Annotated in this window: 16 protein-coding genes; 15 read left to right on the top strand and 1 reads right to left on the bottom strand. The window is 70.4% G+C overall.

Annotated features, from left to right (window positions below; genetic code table 11):
• Positions 1-14: 14 nt before the first annotated feature.
• Positions 15-650 (top strand): TetR/AcrR family transcriptional regulator, encoded by a 636-nt coding sequence (locus Ate02nite_RS49570; protein ID WP_203811919.1) that lies wholly within the window; start codon positions 15-17, stop codon positions 648-650.
• Here the strand turns inward: Ate02nite_RS49570 and Ate02nite_RS33745 are convergent.
• On the bottom strand, positions 633-2,849 hold the full coding sequence (locus Ate02nite_RS33745; protein ID WP_203811918.1) for a putative bifunctional diguanylate cyclase/phosphodiesterase: 2,217 nt from the start codon (positions 2,847-2,849) through the stop codon (positions 633-635). The genes Ate02nite_RS49570 and Ate02nite_RS33745 overlap by 18 nt on opposite strands.
• 121 nt (positions 2,850-2,970) lie before the next feature.
• On the opposite strand from Ate02nite_RS33745, the gene Ate02nite_RS33740 reads away from it, so the two are divergent.
• From Ate02nite_RS33740 to Ate02nite_RS33675, 14 genes are all read left to right on the top strand, one after another.
• Positions 2,971-5,274, top strand: a complete 2,304-nt coding sequence (locus tag Ate02nite_RS33740; protein ID WP_203811917.1) for a putative bifunctional diguanylate cyclase/phosphodiesterase — start codon at positions 2,971-2,973, stop codon at positions 5,272-5,274.
• Between the two features lie 318 nt (positions 5,275-5,592).
• Entirely contained in the window at positions 5,593-7,095 is a 1,503-nt protein-coding gene (locus Ate02nite_RS33735; protein ID WP_203811916.1) for an APC family permease, read from the top strand.
• Between the two features lie 2 nt (positions 7,096-7,097).
• Positions 7,098-7,289, top strand: coding sequence for an alpha/beta fold hydrolase (locus Ate02nite_RS33730; RefSeq protein WP_203811915.1), 192 nt, complete (start codon positions 7,098-7,100; stop codon positions 7,287-7,289).
• 5 nt (positions 7,290-7,294) lie between these two features.
• The gene (locus Ate02nite_RS33725; RefSeq protein WP_203811914.1) at positions 7,295-8,440 is read left to right on the top strand and encodes an LLM class flavin-dependent oxidoreductase; all 1,146 of its coding nucleotides are present in this window, start codon (positions 7,295-7,297) and stop codon (positions 8,438-8,440) included.
• Complete coding sequence (locus tag Ate02nite_RS33720; RefSeq protein ID WP_203811913.1) at positions 8,437-9,639, top strand: acyl-CoA dehydrogenase family protein; 1,203 nt, start codon at positions 8,437-8,439, stop codon at positions 9,637-9,639. Before Ate02nite_RS33725 ends, Ate02nite_RS33720 begins: the two co-directional genes overlap by 4 nt.
• Complete coding sequence (locus Ate02nite_RS33715) at positions 9,636-10,841, top strand: GNAT family N-acetyltransferase (protein WP_203811912.1); 1,206 nt, start codon at positions 9,636-9,638, stop codon at positions 10,839-10,841. Before Ate02nite_RS33720 ends, Ate02nite_RS33715 begins: the two co-directional genes overlap by 4 nt.
• Positions 10,842-12,173: an LLM class flavin-dependent oxidoreductase gene (locus tag Ate02nite_RS33710; RefSeq protein ID WP_203811911.1), complete on the top strand. Its 1,332-nt coding sequence runs from the start codon at positions 10,842-10,844 to the stop codon at positions 12,171-12,173.
• Positions 12,170-13,459, top strand: a complete 1,290-nt coding sequence (locus Ate02nite_RS33705; protein ID WP_203811910.1) for an NtaA/DmoA family FMN-dependent monooxygenase — start codon at positions 12,170-12,172, stop codon at positions 13,457-13,459. The genes Ate02nite_RS33710 and Ate02nite_RS33705 overlap by 4 nt, the downstream gene beginning before the upstream one ends.
• A gap of 39 nt (positions 13,460-13,498) precedes the next feature.
• Complete coding sequence (locus tag Ate02nite_RS33700) at positions 13,499-15,097, top strand: ABC transporter substrate-binding protein (RefSeq protein ID WP_203811909.1); 1,599 nt, start codon at positions 13,499-13,501, stop codon at positions 15,095-15,097.
• Positions 15,098-15,099: 2 nt separating this feature from the next.
• Positions 15,100-16,050 (top strand): ABC transporter permease, encoded by a 951-nt coding sequence (locus tag Ate02nite_RS33695; RefSeq protein WP_203811908.1) that lies wholly within the window; start codon positions 15,100-15,102, stop codon positions 16,048-16,050.
• Positions 16,047-16,898 (top strand): ABC transporter permease, encoded by an 852-nt coding sequence (locus tag Ate02nite_RS33690; RefSeq protein ID WP_203811907.1) that lies wholly within the window; start codon positions 16,047-16,049, stop codon positions 16,896-16,898. Before Ate02nite_RS33695 ends, Ate02nite_RS33690 begins: the two co-directional genes overlap by 4 nt.
• A gap of 9 nt (positions 16,899-16,907) precedes the next feature.
• Complete coding sequence (locus Ate02nite_RS33685; protein WP_203811906.1) at positions 16,908-18,602, top strand: dipeptide ABC transporter ATP-binding protein; 1,695 nt, start codon at positions 16,908-16,910, stop codon at positions 18,600-18,602.
• A 2-nt stretch (positions 18,603-18,604) separates the two neighbouring features.
• The gene (locus tag Ate02nite_RS33680; RefSeq protein ID WP_203811905.1) at positions 18,605-19,831 is read left to right on the top strand and encodes an acyl-CoA dehydrogenase family protein; all 1,227 of its coding nucleotides are present in this window, start codon (positions 18,605-18,607) and stop codon (positions 19,829-19,831) included.
• A gap of 1 nt (position 19,832) precedes the next feature.
• The gene (locus Ate02nite_RS33675) at positions 19,833-20,606 is read left to right on the top strand and encodes an LLM class oxidoreductase (protein ID WP_203811904.1); all 774 of its coding nucleotides are present in this window, start codon (positions 19,833-19,835) and stop codon (positions 20,604-20,606) included.
• The last annotated feature ends 15 nt before the right edge of the window (positions 20,607-20,621 follow it).

Here is a 20,621-nt window from a genome sequence, read left to right as displayed (position 1 = left end):
TAAAGTGAGAGCCCATGGCCGACCTTTTGCCTCAGAAGCTGCGCGCCGACGCCCGCGACAACCGCGACCGCCTCCTGGAAGCGGCCCGCGAGCTGTTCTCCGAGCGCGGCCTGGAGGTGCCGATGCGCGAGATCGCCCGCCGCGCCGAGGTCGGCCCGGCCACGCTCTACCGCCGGTTCCCCACGAAACAGGACCTCATCGACGCGGCCTTCACCGACGAGCTGCACCAGTGCGCCACGATCGTGCACGACGGCTGCGCCGACCCCGACCCGTGGCGCGGCCTGTGCGCGGTGGTCCGCGGCATCACCGAACTGAATGCCCATAACCAGGGCTTCGTGGACGCGTTCGTCACGTCGTACCCCGGCGCGGTTGATTTCACCGCCCACCGCGCGGGCATGCTGCACGCCCTGGCCGACCTGTGCCGGCGCGCGCGGGAGGCCGGCGCCCTGCGCCCCGACATCGTCCTGGACGACCTGATCCTGGTGCTGATGGCCGGCCGCGGCCTGGCCTCGGCCCCACCGGAGATCCGCCCCGCCGCCGCCCGACGCCTGTCGGCCTTGGCCCTGGAGGCGTTCCGCGCCGCACCCGCCCCGGCCGAGCTTCCGCCCCCGGCCCGGGTCGCCCTGGTGGTCCTAGCCGAGCGAGGCTGACAGTCGGGACAACAGGGCGTCCGGGGTGAGTGGCTTGGCGTACAGGTAGCCCTGGCCGGTCTCGCAGCCCAGGGCGCGCAGCTCCTCGGCCTGTTCGGTGGTTTCGATGCCCTCGGCGATCGTGCGCATGTTGAGGACGTTCGCCAGGTAGATGATGGCGGTGGCTACAGCGGCGCCGGACGGGGTGCCGTCCATGGTTGCCACGAAGCTGCGGTCGATTTTGAGGATGTCGACCGGCAGGCGGGTCAGGTACTGCAGGGACGAGTAGCCGGTGCCGAAGTCGTCGACCGCTATGCGTACGCCGTGGCTGCGGAGCTGGTGCAGCGCCGCGATGCCGCTGTCGTCGTCGACCAGGGCCGACTCGGTCACCTCCAGGACCAGGCGGGTGGCCGGCACGCCGGTGCGGTTCAGGGCGGCCAGCACGTCGTGCACGATGGTGGGCTCGCGCAGCTGGCGCGGGGACAGGTTCACGCTGATGTAGCGGTCCGCGCCGAGCGTGCCGACCTGGGCCAGGGCCTGTTCGAGCACCCACAGGCCGACCGGGATGATCACGCCGGTGCGTTCGGCGACCGGGATGAACTTGTCCGGGCCGATCGGGCCGCGGGTGGGGTGCTCCCAGCGCAGCAGGGCCTCGGCGCCCAGGGTCCGGCCGGTCGCGGTGTCGACGATCGGCTGGAAGAGCACGTACAGCTCGTCGTGGTCGAGCGCGTGCGCGAGGTCGTCGGCCAGGGCGGCGTCGGCCGAGCGGCGGTCGACCATGCCGGGCTGGTAGACGGTGTGCCCGTGGCTGCCGGCCCGCTTGCTCTGGTACATCGCCACGTCGGCCCGGCGCAGCAGGGTCTTGTCGTCGATGCCGGCCTCGTAGCGGGCGGCGCCGATGCTGGCCCGGACCGGGATGAGGTCGTCGTCGAGGGTGATCGGGTTCGCGGCCATCCGGTCCAGGAGCCGCTTGCAGACGGCCGCGGCCTGGCTGTCGGCGGTGATCTCGGTGAGCAGGATGGCGAACTCGTCGCCGCCGATTCGGGCGATGGTGTTCTTGCCCCGGACGCCGCCGCGCAGCTGGTGGCCGACGTGGATCAGGAAGGTGTCCCCGGCGGCGTGCCCGTACGCGTCGTTGACCAGCTTGAAGCCGTCCAGGTCGAGGAGCAGGACGGCCGGGTTCTCGCCGCGCACGAGGGCCCGGTCGAGGGCGTCGTCGAAGCCGGCCCGGTTGGCCAGGCCGGTGAGCGAGTCGGTGATCAGCAGCTGCCGGCTCTCGCGCAGCGAGATCATCTGCCGGGCGGCGGCGGCGCAGGTCATCACGCTGAGCCCGATCACCAGGCCGCCCCAGGGCAGGAACGCGCGTTCGAGCACGGTGACCGCCAGCATCACCAGGCCGCCGCAGACCATGGCGTACATCGGCAGGTGGGTCGCCCAGGCCGGGGCCTTGCCGGTGCGCGGCCGCTGGGCCAGGTCGGTCGAGTCGAGTGCGAGGATCGGCGCCGCGTCGAGCAGCAGGCTGGCGGTGATGATGATCCAGCCGGCGACCATGTTGCCGGACTGGGCGCCGGTGGCGGCGGTGCGGGTGAGGTAGATGTCGGCGATGGCGTAGACGCCCATGCCGAGGGTGAAGACGACGATCGGGGTGGAGAACCGGGCCGCCGCGCCGCGCAGCACGATCGAGGCGACGGCGGCCAGCAGGAGCAGGTCGCCGAGCGGCCAGCCGATGGTGCCGAGCCATTCGAGGGAGGGCTTGGTGTCCTCGAGGACGGGCTCGATGGCCACGTACCAGATGATCATGAAGCCGGCCGCGAGCACGGTGATGATCTCGGCGATCAGCGCCGAGCGGGCCCGGCGGCGCAGGCCGTGGATCCCGGCGATCAGCGCACCCAGGGTGAAACAGGTGTACATCGCCGTGCGGGACAGCATCATGGTGCCGCCGAGGAGCTCACTGCCGGTGGTGACCGCGCCGGAGTACAGCGCGAACGTGACGATCGAGCCGATCCGGCCGGCCGCGATGAGCCGCCACGCGGTCCGGTTCATGCCGGGCCGGGAGGACGCCTTCCAGCTGTAGATCGCGCCGATCAGGTCGAGCGAGATGATCATGACGACGGTGATCCACGGCCGGGCGGCGAGGTCGAAGAAGCCGACGGTTTGTCCCGCGACGCTCAGCACGGTGAGCAGCACGAGCAGGGCGACAGACCTGGAAATCTTCGGCACACGTTCAGCTTCGGCCCGGCCGGGGCGCCACGAAGCGACCTCCGGGATCTGCTCCCCGGCCGCAACGATGTTGTTGAGTGCTACTACTCACGCGAACACCGGGATCGCCGAACCGAACCATATGACGACGAAGCCGGGACTCGGCGAGCGGCTGGCCCGGGTATCCGTCCTGGGCTCCGGGGCGATGCTGTTCGCCTACGGGGTGTTCTGGCTCGGCGGCATCGGCGACGACTTCACCCGGCGGCTGGTCACGGACGCCACACACATCCCACTCATGGCGGTCGCCGCGCTGCTCGGGCTGCGACTCGTGCGGCGCGGCAGCGGGCTCGACCGCCGTAGCCGGCGCGCCTGGATGTTCATCACCGTGGCGTACTTCTGCCAGGTCGTCGCCGAGATCTCCTGGTTCGTCGAGGACGCGATTCTCGGCGACCCGGCGTACCCGGCCTTCGCCGACTACTGGTTCTTGGCGTTCGTCCCGTTCATGTTCGCCGGTCTGCTGTTGATGCCGGGCGCCCTGCGCACCCGGCTGGAGCGGCACAAGCTGCTGATCGACTCGCTCATCGTGGTCGCCGGCGCCTTCATGGTGTTCTGGTACCTGGTGCTTGGCCCACTCCTGCCGGCCGGCGGAGAGGTCAGCTACCCGCTGGTCTTCGGCGCCATGATCCCGGTCGGGGACCTGCTGCTGATCCTCGCACTGGCCACCGTGCTGCTGCGCCGTTCGGCCGGGTCGGGGTCGGTGCTGCTGCTGGTCGGGGCGGTCGCGGTGTGTGTGGTCGCCGACGTCGCCTACTCCTACCTCAACCTGCACGCCGAGTTCAGCGGCGGTATGTGGCCGGACGTTTTCTGGATGGCCGGAAACTACCTGTATGTGGTGGCCACCTACCGCTCCTTCCGGGAGCGGAGCCGGCCGCAGCCCAAGCGGGCCACTCGCGGCAAGATTAACTTCCTTCCGTACGCCGCCGGCGTGCTCGCCTACGCCCTGCTCGGTTTCCTGGCGCTGGAGGTCGACCTGTACCCGCTCGGCGGGGTGATCGTCGGCGCCATCGTGCTGACCTTCCTGATCATCGTCCGGCAGATGTACGCGCTGCGCGAGAACCGCCGGCTGGCGGTCACCGACCCGCTCACCGGCCTGGCCAACCGGGCCCTGGTCAACGAGCGCCTGGCCGACCTGGCCGGGCAGCCGCCGCGAGCGGACCGGCTCGGCGCGGTGCTGCTGATCGACCTCGACCTGTTCAAGCCGATCAACGACGCGTACGGGCACGAGGCCGGCGACGCCGTGCTGACCGCGGTCGCCACCGCGCTGCGGGCGGCGATCCGGTCCGGTGACACCGCCGGCCGGATCGGCGGCGACGAGTTCGCCGTCGTCCTGCCGAACCTGCCCGACCGGGAGGCCGCCGAGACGGTCGCCCAGCGGCTGGTCGAGGCGCTGCGCACCCCGGTGATCTTCGGCGACGTGCTGCTGGCCGTGGAGGCCAGCATCGGGGTGGCGTACCACGACGGCACCGCCCGCGACGGCGACGAGCTGCTCGCCCACGCCGACACCGCGATGTACGCGGCCAAGCGCGCCGGTCGCGGCCGCTACCAGCTGTTCACCGCCGAGCTGGACACCCGCGCCCGGGACGCCGAGCTGCGCCGGGCGGTGGAGAACAACGAGCTGGTGGTGCATTTCCAGCCGGCCGCCGACTTCGCCGAGGACCGGGTGGTCGCGGTCGAGGCGCTGGTGCGCTGGAACCACCCGCAGCGCGGCCTGCTCATGCCGGACGCCTTCATCGACCTGGCCGAGGAGACCGGCGCGATCGTCGGGGTCGGCGAGTGGGTGCTGCGCGAGGCGTGCCGCCAGGCCGCCGAGTGGCGGGCGACCATCCCGGCCGCGGCCGACATACTGCTCAGCGTCAACCTGTCCCCGCAGCAGGCGGCTCAGACCGGCCTGGTCGAGATCGTTCGCGGCATCCTGGCCGACACCGGCTTCCCGGCGAAGCGGCTGATCCTGGAGCTGACCGAGAGCGTGGTGCTGCAGCCGGACGAGGCCACCGTGGCCCGGCTGACCGCGCTGCGCGAGATGGGCATCCGGATCGCCGTCGACGACTTCGGCACCGGTTACGCGGCGCTGAGCTACCTGCGCCGCCTGCCGGTCAGCATCCTCAAGATCGACCGGTCGTTCGTCACCGGCATCGACGAGGATCCGAAGGCGTACGCCATCGCCGAGGCCGTGGTGCGGCTGGGTCACGCCTTCGGCATGCACGTGGTGGCCGAGGGCATCGAGACGATCGCGCAGACCAGGCGCCTGCTGGAGATGGGCTGCTACCTCGGACAGGGCTTCCTGTTCCACCGCCCGCAGTCGGGCGAGGCCATCGCGGCTCTGCTCCGCGACGCCGGCACCCCGCTGCGCTGGGCCGCGTTCGGCCGCGAGCTGGCCAGGAGATAGTGGAATTCGCAGGTGTTGCGGGGTTGTAACCGGGTGTCTCACCTGATGATCACGGCATTCTAATCCCTAGTAGTCCCATAGGCTTTCTGTTAGCGTGATCCCGTGTCCCAGACCGCTCACCTCGTCAGCCGGCGATACCTCGACCAGGGTCGTCACGCCGGTTCCCGTGGTCGCTGTCCCGGGTTCTGACACCCCCGACATCTCCGCATCCCGCACGCCGGACTGATCGCCCGGCGTAACTGAGGCCTGCCCACCGAACGACACGTTGCCGTGCCGTGGCCTCGCCGTGCCCGCACCGCTCCCGAAAGGCCCCCCGCCATGACCACCGATGAATCCACTCTGACCACCAGACCCGCCGCCCCCGCCGACGGGGGTGAACTGCCCGCCGGAGCCGTCTCCGGCCTGGGTGTCTTCGCCCAGGGGCTGGCCGCCGCCGCGCCCAGCGTCGCCATCGCCGGCGTGCCCGGCTCCCTCTACCTGGTCGCCGGCAAGGGCGCCTTCTGGGCCGCGATCGTCGGCGGCGCCCTCGTCTACCTCATCGCCGCCCTCATCGCGTTCCAGGCCCGGCGGACCGTCTCCTCCGGATCGCTCGGCACCTACGCCGGCAACGGGCTCGGCCCGGTGGCCGCGTTCGTCACCGGCTGGGCCCTGATCCTCGGCTACATCGGCTTCGCGGCCGGTGGCGTGCTCGGCGCGGTGCTGTACTTCAACGCGTTCCTGCAGGAGATCGGCCTGCACACCGACCACCTGGCGATCAAGATCCTGCTGCTCGTGCTCGCCTCGGCGGCGGCTTTCTACCTGCCGTTCCGCGGGGTCAGCCTGTCGGTCAAGTGGGGGCTGGGCTTCGAGGTGGTGTCGCTGGTGGCGATCTTCGTGGTGCTGATCGCCTCGTACATCCACTATGGCGCGCACCTCGACACCGAGCAGTTCAGCCTCAGTCACCTGAGCGCCAGCACCACCCTGATCGCCGCGGTCACCGCCGTCGGGTCGTACGCCGGCTTCGAGAGCTCGGCCTCCCTCGGCCACGAGGCGCGCGACGCGCACCGCAGCGTGTCCCGGGCAGTATTGCGGCTGGTCATCATCCTGTCCGCGCTGTACCTGTTCGCCACCTACCCGGAGGTCCTCGGCTTCCAGGGGCCGAAGCTGCTGGACGCGGACAGCACGCCGCTGCCGGTGGTGGCGGAGAACGCGGGCGTCCACTGGGTCACCTACGTCGTCACGCTCTCGCTCGGCACCGCGATGATCGTGTTCTCGGCCGCCGTCATCAACTCCGGGGCGCGCAGCCTGTTCACCCTGGCCCGGGAGAAGGCCCTGCCCGGCGCGCTCGGCCGGGTGCACACCTCGTTCCGCACGCCGCACGTGGCGATCGCCTTCGTCAGCATCGTCGGCTTCATCATCGGCCTGATCGGCACGGTGAACTCGGTCGGCCGGTTCCAGTGGGACGTCTACGTCGGCATCGTCTCCAGTTACGCCTACCTGTTCGCCTACCTGCTGGTGGCGATCGCGACTCCACTGTGGCTGCGCCGGATCAAGGCGCTGACCCCGAAGGTCGTGGTGGTCGCGGTGCTGGCCGCGTTCGGCATCCTCTATGTGATCTACAAGAACCTGATCCCGGTCCCGGACGGCGCGTACAAATTCTTGCCGTACGTCTTCATCGGTCTTCTCCTGATCGGTCTGCTGCGGTTCCTGCAGCTGCGGGCGACCAAGCCGGAGATCGCCGCCCGGATCGGCTCGATCCAGACCCTCTCCGAGGCCGAGCAGGAACGCCTGGCCGAATTGGGCATCCTCGACGCCGTCCACGGCACCCACCGGGCGAGCTGACCATGCCGTTCTTCGACAGTTCTGATGCCCGCCTCTACTACCGCGCGTGGGAGGTGGACGAGCCGGTCGCCGCGTTCCTCTTCCTGCACGGCGGCGGAGAGCACTCCGGCCAGTTCAGCCGGCTCGCGTCCCGCCTCAACGCGGCCGGGGTGGCGATCAACGCCGTACGGGACTTCGTCCTCAAGGCAGTCTGATTTCCATGACCATTCACCTGCACTGGTACCTGCCCACCAACGGCGACAACCGGGACATCGTCGGCTCCGGCGACGGCTCGCAGAAGACGCTGCTCCGGGACGGTTTCCGGAAACCGTCGATCGACTACCTCAGCGGCGTCGCCCGGGCCGCCGAGCAGCTCGGCTTCGAGGCGGTCCTGACGCCCACCGGCACCTGGTGCGAGGACGCCTGGATCACCACGGCCGCGCTGTCCGCGCTGACCAGCCGGCTGAAGTTCCTGGTGGCGTTCCGGCCCGGGCTGATCTCGCCAACCCTGGCCGCCCACCAGGCCGCCACCTTCCAGCGGGTGTCCGGCGGGCGGCTGCTGCTCAACGTGGTCACCGGCGGCGACTCGGTGGAGCAGCGCCGGTTCGGTGACCACCTCGACCACGACCAGCGGTACGCCCGGACCGAGGAGTTCCTCACCGTGCTGCGCGGGGTCAGCGGCGCCACCGAGCCGTTCGACTTCCACGGTAAGCACTACGACATCGAGCAGGCGAGGATCCCGTTCGAGCCCTACCAGCCACCGGCGATCTTCTTCGGTGGCGCGAGTCCGTCGGCGGAGCGCGTGGCGGCGCGCACCGTCGACACCTACCTGGCCTGGGGCGAGACGCCGCCGCAGATCGCCGAGCGGCTCGCCCGGGTGCGCAAGCTGGCCGCCGAGGCCGGCCGGACGGTGTCCTTCGGCATCCGGTTCCACGTGCTCAGCCGGGACACCTCCGAGCTGGCCTGGGCCGAGGCGAACCGGCTGATCGAACGGATCGACGACGCCCGGATCGAGCAGACCCAGCGCGACCTGGCCGCCACCGAGTCGGTCGGCCAGCAGCGGATGCTCGCCCTGCACGGCGGTGACCGCCGCAACCTGGAGATCTACCCGAACGTCTGGGCCGGTTACGGCCTGGTCCGGGGCGGGGCCGGCACCGCGATCGTGGGCAGCCACACCGAGGTCGCCGACCGCATCGCCGAGTACCACGACCTCGGCATCGACCACTTCATCCTCTCCGGACAACCGCATCTGGAGGAGGCGTACCACTTCGCCGAGGGCGCCGGCGCCGAACTGCGCCGCCGCGGCCTCGTCACCCCGGAGAAAACCACCACGGAGAAAACAACCACGGAGGGAGCCGGAGCATGACCACCGACACGATCGCCAGCTCCACATCGCCGCTGTTCGAGAAGGCCGAACCGTCGGCCTACTTCAGCGACCAGGACTACCACCGCTTCCACGAGCGGGCCGCCAAGTACGACCGGGACAACCTGTTCTTCGACGAGGACCTCGCCGACCTGCGCGAACGCGGCTACCTCCGGGCCGCCCTGCCGGTCGAGCTGGGCGGCGGCGGGCTCGGCTTCGCCGCGCTGGCCCGCGAGCAGCGCCGGCTCGCCTACTGGGCGCCGGCCACCGCGCTGGCCATCAACATGCACCTGTACTGGACCGGGCCGGCCACCGCGCTGGCCGCGTCCGGCGGGGAAAACCTGGGCTGGTTGCTGCGGGCCGTCGCCGACGGCCAGGTGCTCGCGGCCGGGCACGGCGAACGCGGCAACGACCTGGGCCTGGACGACTCGCTCACCCAGGCGGTCCGGCAGGCCGACGGATCGTACGTGGTGACCGGTCGCAAAACCTTCACCTCGCTGTCCCCGGTCTGGGACCACCTGGGTATCCACGCCCGCGACGACACCGACCCCGCGCACCCGAAGATCGTGCACCTGTTCGTCGACCGCACCGCAAAGGGTGTCTCCACCGAGAAGACCTGGGATGCCCTCGGGGTACGGGCCACCGCCAGCGACGACACCGTCCTGGACAACGTGCACGTGCCGGCCGGCCGGGTCGTCGGGATCTCCGAGATCGGCGAGCCCTACCCGCCGTACGTCACCGGGATCCTGCAGTGGTACATCCCGCTGGTCTCCAACGTGTACTTCGGGATCGCCCGCCGGGCCCTCGACCTGGCCGAGCTGAACGCCCAGGCCCGCACCTCGCTCGCCCTGCCCGGGCAGCGGCACGCCGACAAGCCGGCCGTGCAGCGCCAGCTGGCCGAGGCCGAGATCCTGCTCGACGCCGCCTGGTCGCTGCTGGAACGGGCCACCGAAGACCTGGACGCCGCCACCGACCACGGCGAGTGGTGGACGCCCCGGCTGTTCAGCGTCAAGGAGTTCACCACCACCACGGCCCGCCGGGTGGTGGACATCGCCACCCAGGTGGTCGGCGCCTCGTCGGTGAGCCGCAGCAACGAGCTCGAGCGGCTCTACCGGGACGTGCGCACCGGCAGCCTGCACCCGCCGAACACCGACGCCATCCTCGACGTCATCGGCAAGTTCGCAGTCCGGGTGCTGCCATGAGCGGCGACATTCAGATCCGGCCGCTGAACGGGCCGGACGAGGTCGGCGCCGCGTTCCGGGTCTTCCTGCGGGCCATGGTCGGCCTGCCGTTCCGCGACCTGGACGCGGCCGAACTCACCGAGCCCGGACGCTACCTGGGTGCCCTGGACTCCGGGCAGATCGTCGGCGGCGCCGACTCGTACACCAGCTGGTTGGTCGTCCCCGGCGGCGCGCGCGTGCCGCACGCGGCCGTCACCCACGTCGGGGTTCTTCCGACGCATCGGCGGCGCGGCATCGTCCGCGACCTGATCACCCGGCAGCTGCGCGACGTCGCCGCCCGCGGTGAGGTGGTCGCCTCGCTGCGCGCCTCCGAGGCGGTCATCTACGAGCGGTTCGGCTACGGCGTCGCCAGCTCGGCGCAGTCGGCCCGGGTCACCCTGAAGCGGGCGACGCTGCGCGCCGAGGTCGCGGCCGGCGGCGAGGTGCGGCTTGTCGACGGGGGAGTCACCTCCGAGCTGCTCGACGGCATCTACCGGCAGGCGGCCTGGACCGGCGCGATCCACCGGCCGGACGGCTGGTGGCGGCTCGCCCAGATCCTCCGGGACGCCGACTCGACAAGCCACTACGTGGTCGTGCACCGCACCGACGGGGTCGACGACGGCTACGCGATCTACCGGCCGGAGAACACCGGCGGCTGGTTCACCAGCCCGGAGAAGGTGGTGACGGTCAGCGACTTCGTGGCGCTCAACGACAACGCGCGGGCCGGGCTGTGGCGGCATCTGCTCGCGCTCGACCTGGTCGACGTGGTGGCGTTCGACTCGCTGGCGCTGGACGACGTGCTGCCGCTCGCGGTCCTCGACCGGCGGTCGGTCGCTCTCGGCCCGGCTCACGACGAGACCTGGTTGCGGCTGGTCGACGTCGAGGCGGCGCTGCGGGCGCGCACTTACGACAGCGACGACCCGGTGGTGATCGAGGTGCGGGACGCGGTGTTGCCGGCCAACAACGGCAGTTACGAAGTCAGCGCAAAGCAAACAAATCTGACAAATTCTGATCCGGACCTCACGGTAGACGTGGCCACCCTCGCCGCCGCCTATCTCGGCGGCACCCGATGGCGGCACCTGGCCGCGGCCGGCCGGGTGGTCGCGCACACACCAGAGGCGGTACGCCGCGCCGACGCACTCTTCGGGACCGCTTCCCACCCGTACGCCGGGACGGTCTTTTAAATGGATCCGTTGATTCTCTCCGCCTTCACCATGTCGACGGTGTCGCACGGCAACGCCGGCCTGTGGCGGCATCCGGCCGACCGGACCAGCGAGTACACGAAGCTGTCCTACTGGACCGACCTGGCCCGGCGGCTCGACACCGGCGGGTTCGACCTGCTGTTCATCGCCGACGCTGTCGGCCAGCTCGACGTGTTCGGCGGCAACGCCCGCGCGGCCCTCGCGCACGGCGTGCAGACCCCGGTCACCGACCCGCTGCTGGTCGTCTCGGCGATGGCGGCGGTGACCGAGCGGCTCGGCTTCGGCATCACCGTCTCCACGACGTACGAGCATCCCTACCTGCTGGCCCGCAAGTTCAGCACCCTCGACCACCTGACCGGCGGCCGGATCGGCTGGAACGTGGTCACCTCGCTGCTGGACAGCGCGGCCCGCAACATCATCGCCCGGGACCGGCAGATCGGGCACGACGAGCGGTACGCGATCGCCCAGGAGTTCCTCGAGGTCACCTACAAGCTGTGGGAACAGTCCTGGGAGGACGACGCGGTGGTGCGGAACGGCATCTTCGCCGACCCGGACAAGGTCCACGACATCGGCCACGCCGGGAAGTACTTCTCGGTGCCCGGCGCCCACCTGGTCGAGCCGTCCCCGCAGCGCACCCCGCTGCTGCTGCAGGCCGGCACGTCACCGGCCGGCCGGGCGTTCGCGGCCCGCAACGCCGAGGTGGTCTTCGTGACCGACCCCCGGCCCGAGGTGTTGCGGCGCAACATCGACGACATCCGCGCCCAGGCGGTGGCGGCCGGCCGGAAGCCGTCCAATTTGAAGTTCCTCACCTCGGTCACCGTGGTCGTGGATCGCACCGACGCCGCCGCCGAGGCGAAGGCGGCCGACCTGCGCCGCTTCCGGGACACCCGGGGTGGCCTGGTCCTGCTCTCGGCGCTGAGCGGCGTCGACTGGTCCGGCTACGACCTGGACCGGCCGATCCACCAGTTCGAGACCGACGCCAGCCGCTCGGTCCTGGCCACCGCCGGCGACCCCGGCCTGACCCTGCGCGACTACGTCGACGGGCTCAGCGGCTTCGGCGGAGAGGTGCTGGTCGGCAGCGCCACCGCGGTCGCCGACGCGCTCGAGGCGTACGCCGCCAAGACCGGCGTGGACGGCTTCAACTTCGTCTACCTGATCACCCCGGGCAGCTTCGACGACCTCGCCGAGCACCTGATCCCCGAACTGCGGCGACGCGGCCGCACTCGCGACGCCGCAACGACGGGCACGATCCGCGAAGCGATCTTCGGCGGCGGCCCCCGACTCCCCAGCGACCACCCCGGAGCTCCACGATGACCCGTCAACTGCACCTTCTCGTTCTCGGCAACCCGCGTTTCGGCAGCTCGTGGCGCTATCCCGGCGTTGTCAACGGGCCCGCCGCGGTGCTCGACTCGCTGATCGCGACGGCCAAGACCGCCGAGCGCGGCACCTTCGACGCCATCTTCTTCGCCGACACCCTCAACTACGGGCCCGAGGCGGCCTGGGCGCACAAGTCGACCGAGGACTTCGAGCCGTTCACCACCACCGCGGCGCTGTCCCGGGAGACCGAGCGGCTCGGCCTGGTGGTCACCGGTTCGGCCACCTTCCAGGCGCCCTACCACCTGGCCCGCCAGCTGATCTCGCTCGACCACCTCAGCGGCGGCCGGGCCGGCTGGAACGTGGTGACCAGCTTCGCCGAGGCCGCGGCGGCCAACTTCGGCGACAACGGCGTGCTGGCCCACGACGAGCGGTACCGGGTCGCCGAGGAGACCATCGACGTCGTCCACAAGCTCTGGAATTCCTGGGGTGCCGACACCGTCGTCGAGGACCGGGCGGCCGGCGTCTACAACGACCGGGCCAAAATTCAAGTGCCGAACCACAAGGGCGAGTTCTTCACCGTACGGGGACCGCTCGGTGCCGCCCCGTCGCGTCAGGGCCGCCCGGTGATCTTCCAGGCCGGCTCGTCCACCACCGGTCGTGCCTTCGCGGCCCGCCACGCCGAGGTCATCTTCACCGGACAGGGCGACTTCGACCGCGGCCGGACCTTCGTGTCGCAGGTGCACGCGGCGGCACGCGAATCCGGCCGGGAGACGTTGCCGCTGGTCACGCCGTCGCTGGGCTTCATCGTCGGCTCCACCGAGGAGGAGGCGGCCCGACACGAGCAGACGGTCTTCGAGCAGTTCATCCCGGAGTACCAGATCGGCTGGCTGCAGGAGGTCGACATCGACCTGACCGGCGCAGATCTGGATGGTCCGGTCCCCTTGGAAGCTTTTGCGGCGTCCACCGAGACGCATCAGACCGCGCTGGCCGGCTATCGAGCGCTGGCCACCCAGGGCACCCCGACCGTGCGCGAGTTCCTGTTCCGCACGGTCACCGCCTTCGGCGCCCGGGTCGCCGGCTCACCGGAGAAGGTCGCCGACGAGATCGAGCGCTGGTTCACCGGCCGGGCCGCCGACGGCTTCATCCTCGGCCCGTCCGGCCTGCCCGGCCAGCTCGACCTGTTCGTTGACCACGTGGTGCCGATCCTGCGCCGCCGTGGCCTGTTCCGGCACGAGTACGCGGGCGACACCCTGCGAGCCAACCTTGGTCTTTCTAACCCGTAATCCTATATCTCCGATATGCACAGAAGGGAAAGACCAACCATGGCGTCTTTCAAACGCCTGACCGTGATAGGCATCTCCGCCGCCCTGCTGGCCGCTTGTGGCGGCAACTCCGGCGGTGGCAGCGCGGCGGCCGCGGACTCCAAGCCCCGCGACGGCGGCACCCTGATCGTCGGCCAGTATCAGGAGGTCACCCAGTTCGACCCGAACCGGCAGTACTCCTGGGAGACCTGGCGGATCGACCGCAACATCTACGAGACCCTGGTCAACGAGGACCTGTCGTCGCCCACCGGGGTGCCGAAGATCGTGCCCGGCCTGGCCACCTCGTGGACGGTCAGCCCGGACGCCACGACCTACACCTTCACCCTCCGCCAGGGCGTGAAGTTCACCGACGGCACCCCGTTCGACGCCGCCGCCGTGCAGTTCAACGTGCGCCGCTTCATCGACCCGACCTTCGAGTACTACGACAAGGTCAGCGCCGCGACGATGTCGCTGGTCTACGGCGACCTCAAGTCGTTCGACGTGGTCGACGCGAACACCGTGAAGTACACCTTCAAGCACCCGTTCCTCGACTACCTGCGGCAGATCCCGAACAGTGGCAACGCCGCGTCCGGCATCTTCAGCCCGGAGGCCCTGAAGAAGTACGGCCAGGACGGGCTGGCCGACCACCCGGTCGGCACCGGGCCGTTCACCTTCCAGGAACGGGTCCGCGGTGACCACACCACGCTGGTCCGCAACGCCGATTACTGGGGAGCGCGGCCGCACCTGGACAAGGTGATCTTCAAGCCGATCGGCGACGATCAGAGCCGGGTCGCCGCGCTGCGCAGCGGGGCCGTCGACCTGATCAGCCGGGTTCCCCCGGACTCGGTCGCGTCGCTGGAGAAGGCCGGTTACGCGGTGCCCGAGAACAAGGGCGTGCCGCAGATCATCTACTACAACTTCAACTACACGAACAAGTTCCTGCAGAACAAGAAGGTCCGGCAGGCGATCATCCAGGCCGTCGACCGCAAGACCCTGGCCGAGAAGATCTACAAGGGGTACGCCGAGGCGGCGACCTCGATCATCAACCAGGGCAACGAGGCGTACGACGCGTCGGCGGTGGACTACCCGTACGACCCTTCCGCCGCTAAGAAGCTGATCGCTGAGGCCGGCTACCAGCCCGGTCAGATCTCCTTCAACATCCTGTCCGACACCACCGGCCAGCCCACCGCCGAGTTCATCCAGCAGCAGCTCAAGGCGGTCGGCATCACCGCCTCGGTGCAGTCGTTCGAGTGGATCACCTACGGCACCCGGTCGGCCAACCTCAAGCCCGAAGACGGCCTGAACCTCGGCGAGTGGGGCTACGTCGCGCCGAACTGGGTCAAGATCGCGCACGGTTACAGCGTGGCCGGCCGGGACGGCGACAAGTACTCCGACACCAGCGCGGACACGCTGAAGGCGATCGACACCGCCGCCTACAACGCCGACGCCGGCAAGTCCAAGGAGCTGTGGCAGGCGGCCGCCCAGAGCTGGGCCAAGGACGCGACGATCTTCCCGCTGCTGTCCTTCAACCGCTACTACGCGGTCTCCAGCCGGGTGGGCGGGTTCGTCTGGCCGCAGCAGGACCACTACGACCTCTCGCAGGTCTGGGTGGCTGACTGACCATGGTGCGTCAGATCCTGTGGCGGCTGGTGAACCTCGTCCCGCTGCTCTTCGTGATCAGTCTGCTGGTGTTCTTCATCTCGCAGGCCGGCCCGGCCGACCCGATCAAGGACGTGCTGAGCCAGAAGATGTCGGCGGAGCAGATCGAACAGATCCGCCAGGCGTACGGCCTCGACCAGCCCGCCTGGTCGCAGTACCTGCACTGGCTGCGGGACATGTTCACCAACGGCGGTGGGATCTCGCTCAGCGTTCGTAGCCCGGTCTCCGGCATCGTCTACCCGGCGTTCCTGAACACGCTCATCCTCGGCGCGGCGACCGTGGTCGTCACCGTCGTGCTGGGCGTCCTGATCGGGTTCGTGTCCGGGATCCGGCACGGCCGGCTGGTCGACCGGGCCGCGATGCTGTTCGTGCAGATCGGCAGCAACCTGCCGATCTACTGGTTCGGCCTGATCATCATCTGGCTGACCGCGGTCTGGCGGAACTGGCTGCCGGCCGGCGGCATGCACGATCTGCGCGGCGACGGTGGCTTCGGCGACCTGCTGCTGCACCTGATCGCCCCGGCCTTCGCGGCCTCGCTCGTCTCGATGCTGATCGTCGCCCGGTTCGTCCGGGCGGCGGTCATCGAGAGCGCCCAGTCCGACTACATCCGCACCTACCGGTCGCAGGGCTTCGGGCGGGCCGCGATCCTCGGCAAGCACATCGGACGCAACATCCTGCCGCCGATCGTGAACACCACCGGCCTCACCGTCGGCTCGGTGATCACCGGCGTGGTGTTCGTGGAAACCATCTTCTCCTGGCCGGGTCTCGGCAGCGTGCTGCTCAACGCGATCGCCGGCTCCGACTACCCGGTCATCCAGTCCGGCATCCTCCTGGTCGCCGTCACCTTCGTGATCGTCAACCTGATCACCGACGTGCTGCTCGACCTGCTCAACCCCCGTTTGAGGCACTCATGACGGTTGTTGCTCCGCCTCGTCTGCGCCGCTCGGCGGCCGCCCGCTTCGTCCGCAACCGCGAGGCCCTTCTCGGACTGATCGTGCTGGTCGTCATCGTCGGCATCTCGGTGCTGGCGCCGTGGCTGGCCCCGCACGACCCGAACGCCGGTGACCCGGAGAACGTGCTGAACCCGATCGGCGCGGCCGGGCACCTGCTCGGCACCGACGACCAGGGGCGCGACGTGCTCAGCCGGCTGCTCTACGGCGGTCGCGGCGCCCTCGTCGTGGCGACCGTCGCGGTCGCCATCGCCACGGTTATCGGCACGCTGCTCGGGCTGGCGGGCGCGTTCGCCGGGCGGCGCACGTCCGGCGTACTCATGCGGGTCATTGATCTGCTCTTCGCCTTTCCGGTCATCCTGGTGGCGCTGTCGCTGGCCGCGATCGTGCAGCCCGGCCCGGGGGTCCTGATCGGCACGGTCATCTTCGGCGCGGTGCCGTACGTGACCCGGATCGTGTTCGCCGAAGCCAAGATCGAGCGGGAGAAGGACTACGTGGAGGCGGCCCGCTCGCTGGGCGCCTCCGAGCCGGCCATCCTGCTCACCGAGGTGCTGCCCAACCTGGTCTCCTCGGTGGTGATCTACGGGACCAGCCTGGTCGGCATCAACATCGTCTTCACGGCCAGCCTCAGCGCCCTGGGCCTGGGCATCCAGCCGCCCAACCCGGACTGGGGCCGGATGATCTCCGAGGGCGCCAAGGTCCTGGTCACCGGCTCACCCGGCGTCGCCACCTTCCCCGCCGTCGCCATCCTGCTGGTCGCGCTCGCCTTCAACTGGCTCGGCGACGGGCTACGCGATGTTCTCAATCCGTGAGGTGACCTGATGACAGCCGTGCTTTCCGTCGACGGCCTGCACGTCGACTTCCAGCTGCCCGGGGCGGTCGTCAACGCCGTGCGCGGCGTCGACCTGGAGGTGCATCCCGGGGAGGTGCTCGCCCTGGTCGGCGAGTCCGGCTCGGGCAAGAGCGTCACCGCCGCGAGCATCCTCGGCCTGCTGCCCGGCACCGCTCGCGTTACCGCCGGCAGCATCCGCTTCGAGGGCAACGAGCTGGTCGGGCTGCCCGACAAGCGGCTCAACGTCTTCCGGGGCGCGGGAATCGGCATGATCTTCCAGGATCCGGTGACCTCGCTCGACCCGTCCTTCACCATCGGCAGCCAGCTCGGCGACACCGCCCGCCTGCATTTGAAGGTTTCCCGGGATGCGGCCCGCGAGGTCGGCCACACCTGGCTCGACCGGGTCGGGATCGCCGATCCCGAGCGGGTGCTGCGCTCCTATCCGCACGAGCTCTCCGGTGGCATGCGGCAACGCGTGATGATCGCCCTGGCCGGGCTGTCCGGCCCGAAGCTGCTCATCGCCGACGAGCCGACCACCGCGCTCGACGCCACCGTGCAGAAACAGATCCTCGACCTGCTGCTCGACCTCACCGGCGAGACCGGCACCGCGGTCCTGCTGATCACCCACGACTTCGGCGTCGTCTCGCACACCAGCTCGCGGGTTGCGGTGATGCGCGCGGGCGCCATCGTCGAGGTGGGCGAGACGGCCCAGGTCCTCGGCGCCCCCGAGCATCCCTACACCCGCATCCTGATCGACTCGGTCCCCGCGATCGGGCAGCGCCATGCCGTCGCCGGCCAGGAACGACGACTGCTCTCGGCCACCCCGCACACCGGCCGCGTCCAGCTGAGCGACCGCACCGCAGCACCCCGGCCGGACACCGGCGAGCCCATCCTGGAACTCGCCGGCGTCGCCAAGGAGTTCGCGATCGGCGGCCTCGGCACCGGGCGGCACAAGACCACGGTCCGGGCGGTCGACGACGTCACGCTCAGCGTGCGCCGGGGCGAGATCTTCGGACTCATCGGCGAGTCCGGTTCCGGCAAATCCACCCTCGCCCGCCTGGCCGGCGGCCTTCTCCCGCTCACCGCGGGCAGGATCAATTTCGACGGTACGGACGTGACTGCCGTCGACAAGCACGATCTGCGCCGCCGCTTCCAGTACGTCTTCCAGGACGCCACCACCGCCCTGAACCCGCGCATCAAGGTCGGTGACCAGATCACCCGCCCGCTGCTGCGGCTGGGCAAGGCGTCGAGTCGCAAGCAGGCCGCCCAGCTGACCAGCCGCGCCCTCGACCTGGTCGGGCTCAGCGCCGGTTACGCCGACCGCTACCCGCGCGAGTTCTCCGGCGGCCAGCGCCAGCGGATCAGCATCGCCCGCGCCATCGCCCTCGAACCCGACCTGCTGATCCTCGACGAACCCACCTCGGCCCTGGACGTGTCCACCCAGGCCACCATCCTCAACCTGCTGCTCGACCTCAAGGACGAGCTCGATCTCACCTACCTGTTCATCGGCCACAACCTGGCGGTCATCGAGTTCGTCTGCGACCGCATCGGCGTGCTGAAACAGGGCTCGCTGATCGAGACGTTCGAGGCCGACGACCTGTTCGCCGCCGACCGCCAGCCCGCCACCCGGGCGCTGCTCGACGCCGTCCTGCCGCTCGGCGCCCCTCTCACCACAAAGGACTGATCATGACCACCATCGACGCTCCGGCCTATCTGCGGCCCGCCTCCGCCACCGATGCCGAGCTCTCCGCCCGGTTCCAGCCGGTCTTCGACCGGATCGCCGAGGGCAACGTCGCCCGCGAGAAGGACCGGATCCTTCCGCACGAGCAGGTGGGCTGGCTCAAGGAGGCCGGCCTCGGGCGGGTGCGCATCCCGGTCGAGCACGGCGGCTTCGGCGCCTCCCTGGAACAGACCTTCGCGCTGCTCGCCGACCTGGCCGAGGCCGACGCCAACGTCGCGCACATCTGGCGCAACCACCTCGCCTTCGTCGAGGACCGGCTCAACGCGAAGCCGTCCGAGACCAACGACCGGTGGATCCGCCGGTTCCTCGACGGCGAGTTCGTCGGCGGCGGCTGGACCGAGGCCAACAACGGCACCTTCGCCAACCTGAAGACCTTCGTCCGCCGCGACGGCGACCGGTGGCTGGTCAGCGGGGCCAAGTTCTACGCCACCGGCAGCCTCTACGCCGACTGGCTCGACGTGCTCGGCAAGGGCGACGGCGACACCGTGCTGACCGCCCTGGTGCGCCGGGACGACCCCGGGGTGGAACTGGTCGACGACTGGCCCGGCTTCGGCCAGCGGGCCACCGCGAGCGGCAGCGCCACCTACACCGACGTGCCGGCCGCCGAGGGGGACGTCTTCCCGGCCGGCGAGCGGTTCGCCTACCAGGGGCACTTCTACCAGACCGCGATGCTGTCGGTGCTGACCGGCATCACCCGGGCGGCGCTGCGCGACGGCACCGCCGCGCTGAAGGCCCGTGGCCGTAACTACCCGCAGGCGCTGCACGCCGAACCCATCCACGACGGCCAGTTGCTGCAGGTCATCGGGCAGGTATCGGCGAACGCGTTCGCGGCCGGGGCGGCACTGCGGGCGGCGGCCCGGGCCATCGACCGGGTCGCTTTGGAACCCGGAGAACGCAAGCAGCGCGTCCTCGAGGCCGAGGTCGCCGTCGCCCAGGCCCAGCTGACCATCATCGCCGCCGCTCTGGAGGCCACCACGACCGTCTTCGACGCGCTCGGTGCCTCCGGGGTGTCCGACAAGCTCGGGCTCGACCGGCACTGGCGCAACGCCCGCACCCTCGCCTCGCACAACCCACGGGTCTACAAGGCCCGGATCCTCGGCGACTGGATCGTCAACGGCGCCGACCCGGTGCCCAATCTGTCCTTCGTGGACCGCGGCGGACAGGGCAACTGAGATGACGTACCTCGGCCTCGGGCTGTCCGGCCCGCACCTGATCGAGCTGGCCGGCAATCCCGCGCTGCTGGCCCGCTGGGACGCGCTGCCGCTCGCGTTCACCGTGCTCGGGATCGACCGGATCGACGGCACCGGTCCGCTGCCACTGACGCTGGACAGCAGCGCGGTGGGCGCGAGCCTGGCCGCCCGTACCCGTCGGGCCCGTTTTTTGATCGTGGCCAGCCCGCAGCGCGACCATCCCTACAACCTGGCCCGCCGAGTGGCCTCCCTGGGCCATCTCTCCCGCGGCCGCAGCGGCGTCCTGTTCGGAGCGGCGGACGCGTATGCGCCGCCGGGGGAGCGGCCGCGGACCGCGGCGACCGCGATCGACGCGGCCCGGGTCGTCCGGGCGCTGGAGCAGAGCTGGCCCTACGACTCGATCATCGGCGATCGGGAGACCGGGATCCTGGTGCAGTCCGACCGGATCGTGCACATCGACCACGACGGCGTCTACTCGGTGGCCGGCCCGCTGAACGTGCCGGAGCCGCCCACCGGTTCCTCGGTGATCGGGTGGTATTCGACCGGGCCGGACGGCGTCGTCGCCGACTCGGCGCCGATCGACCTGATCCTCGACGCCGACTCGCTGTGGCGACCGGACCCCGGCCAGAGCCTCGCCGAGGTGCTGGCCGCCGTCGAGAAGCGGCCGCTGCGTGCCGTTCTCGGTCTGTCCGCACCGGCGCGGCCGGTGGGCGCCCGGCCCGCGTTCGCGGTGCCGGCCCCGAACTCGTCCCTGTGATCTCGGAGAAGAAAC

This window comes from Paractinoplanes tereljensis, from assembly GCF_016862435.1.
Lineage (GTDB): Bacteria > Actinomycetota > Actinomycetes > Mycobacteriales > Micromonosporaceae > Actinoplanes > Actinoplanes tereljensis.
Note: the sequence above shows the minus strand (reverse complement) of the source record. Positions and strands in the feature narration are given on the sequence as shown.

Bases quoted from the DNA above. Each gene is read 5' to 3' on its own strand.
- Ate02nite_RS33720 (WP_203811913.1), top strand. From the start codon at position 8,437: ATGACCACCGACACGATCGCCAGCTCCACATCGCCGCTGTTCGAGAAG.
- Ate02nite_RS33730 (WP_203811915.1), top strand. From the start codon at position 7,098: ATGCCGTTCTTCGACAGTTCTGATGCCCGCCTCTACTACCGCGCGTGG.
- Ate02nite_RS33735 (WP_203811916.1), top strand. From the start codon at position 5,593: ATGACCACCGATGAATCCACTCTGACCACCAGACCCGCCGCCCCCGCC.
- Ate02nite_RS33695 (WP_203811908.1), top strand. From the start codon at position 15,100: ATGGTGCGTCAGATCCTGTGGCGGCTGGTGAACCTCGTCCCGCTGCTC.
- Ate02nite_RS33725 (WP_203811914.1), top strand. From the start codon at position 7,295: ATGACCATTCACCTGCACTGGTACCTGCCCACCAACGGCGACAACCGG.
- Ate02nite_RS33740 (WP_203811917.1), top strand. From the start codon at position 2,971: ATGACGACGAAGCCGGGACTCGGCGAGCGGCTGGCCCGGGTATCCGTC.
- Ate02nite_RS49570 (WP_203811919.1), top strand. From the start codon at position 15: ATGGCCGACCTTTTGCCTCAGAAGCTGCGCGCCGACGCCCGCGACAAC.
- Ate02nite_RS33705 (WP_203811910.1), top strand. From the start codon at position 12,170: ATGACCCGTCAACTGCACCTTCTCGTTCTCGGCAACCCGCGTTTCGGC.
- Ate02nite_RS33700 (WP_203811909.1), top strand. From the start codon at position 13,499: ATGGCGTCTTTCAAACGCCTGACCGTGATAGGCATCTCCGCCGCCCTG.
- Ate02nite_RS33715 (WP_203811912.1), top strand. From the start codon at position 9,636: ATGAGCGGCGACATTCAGATCCGGCCGCTGAACGGGCCGGACGAGGTC.
- Ate02nite_RS33675 (WP_203811904.1), top strand. From the start codon at position 19,833: ATGACGTACCTCGGCCTCGGGCTGTCCGGCCCGCACCTGATCGAGCTG.
- Ate02nite_RS33680 (WP_203811905.1), top strand. From the start codon at position 18,605: ATGACCACCATCGACGCTCCGGCCTATCTGCGGCCCGCCTCCGCCACC.
- Ate02nite_RS33685 (WP_203811906.1), top strand. From the start codon at position 16,908: ATGACAGCCGTGCTTTCCGTCGACGGCCTGCACGTCGACTTCCAGCTG.
- Ate02nite_RS33690 (WP_203811907.1), top strand. From the start codon at position 16,047: ATGACGGTTGTTGCTCCGCCTCGTCTGCGCCGCTCGGCGGCCGCCCGC.
- Ate02nite_RS33710 (WP_203811911.1), top strand. From the start codon at position 10,842: ATGGATCCGTTGATTCTCTCCGCCTTCACCATGTCGACGGTGTCGCAC.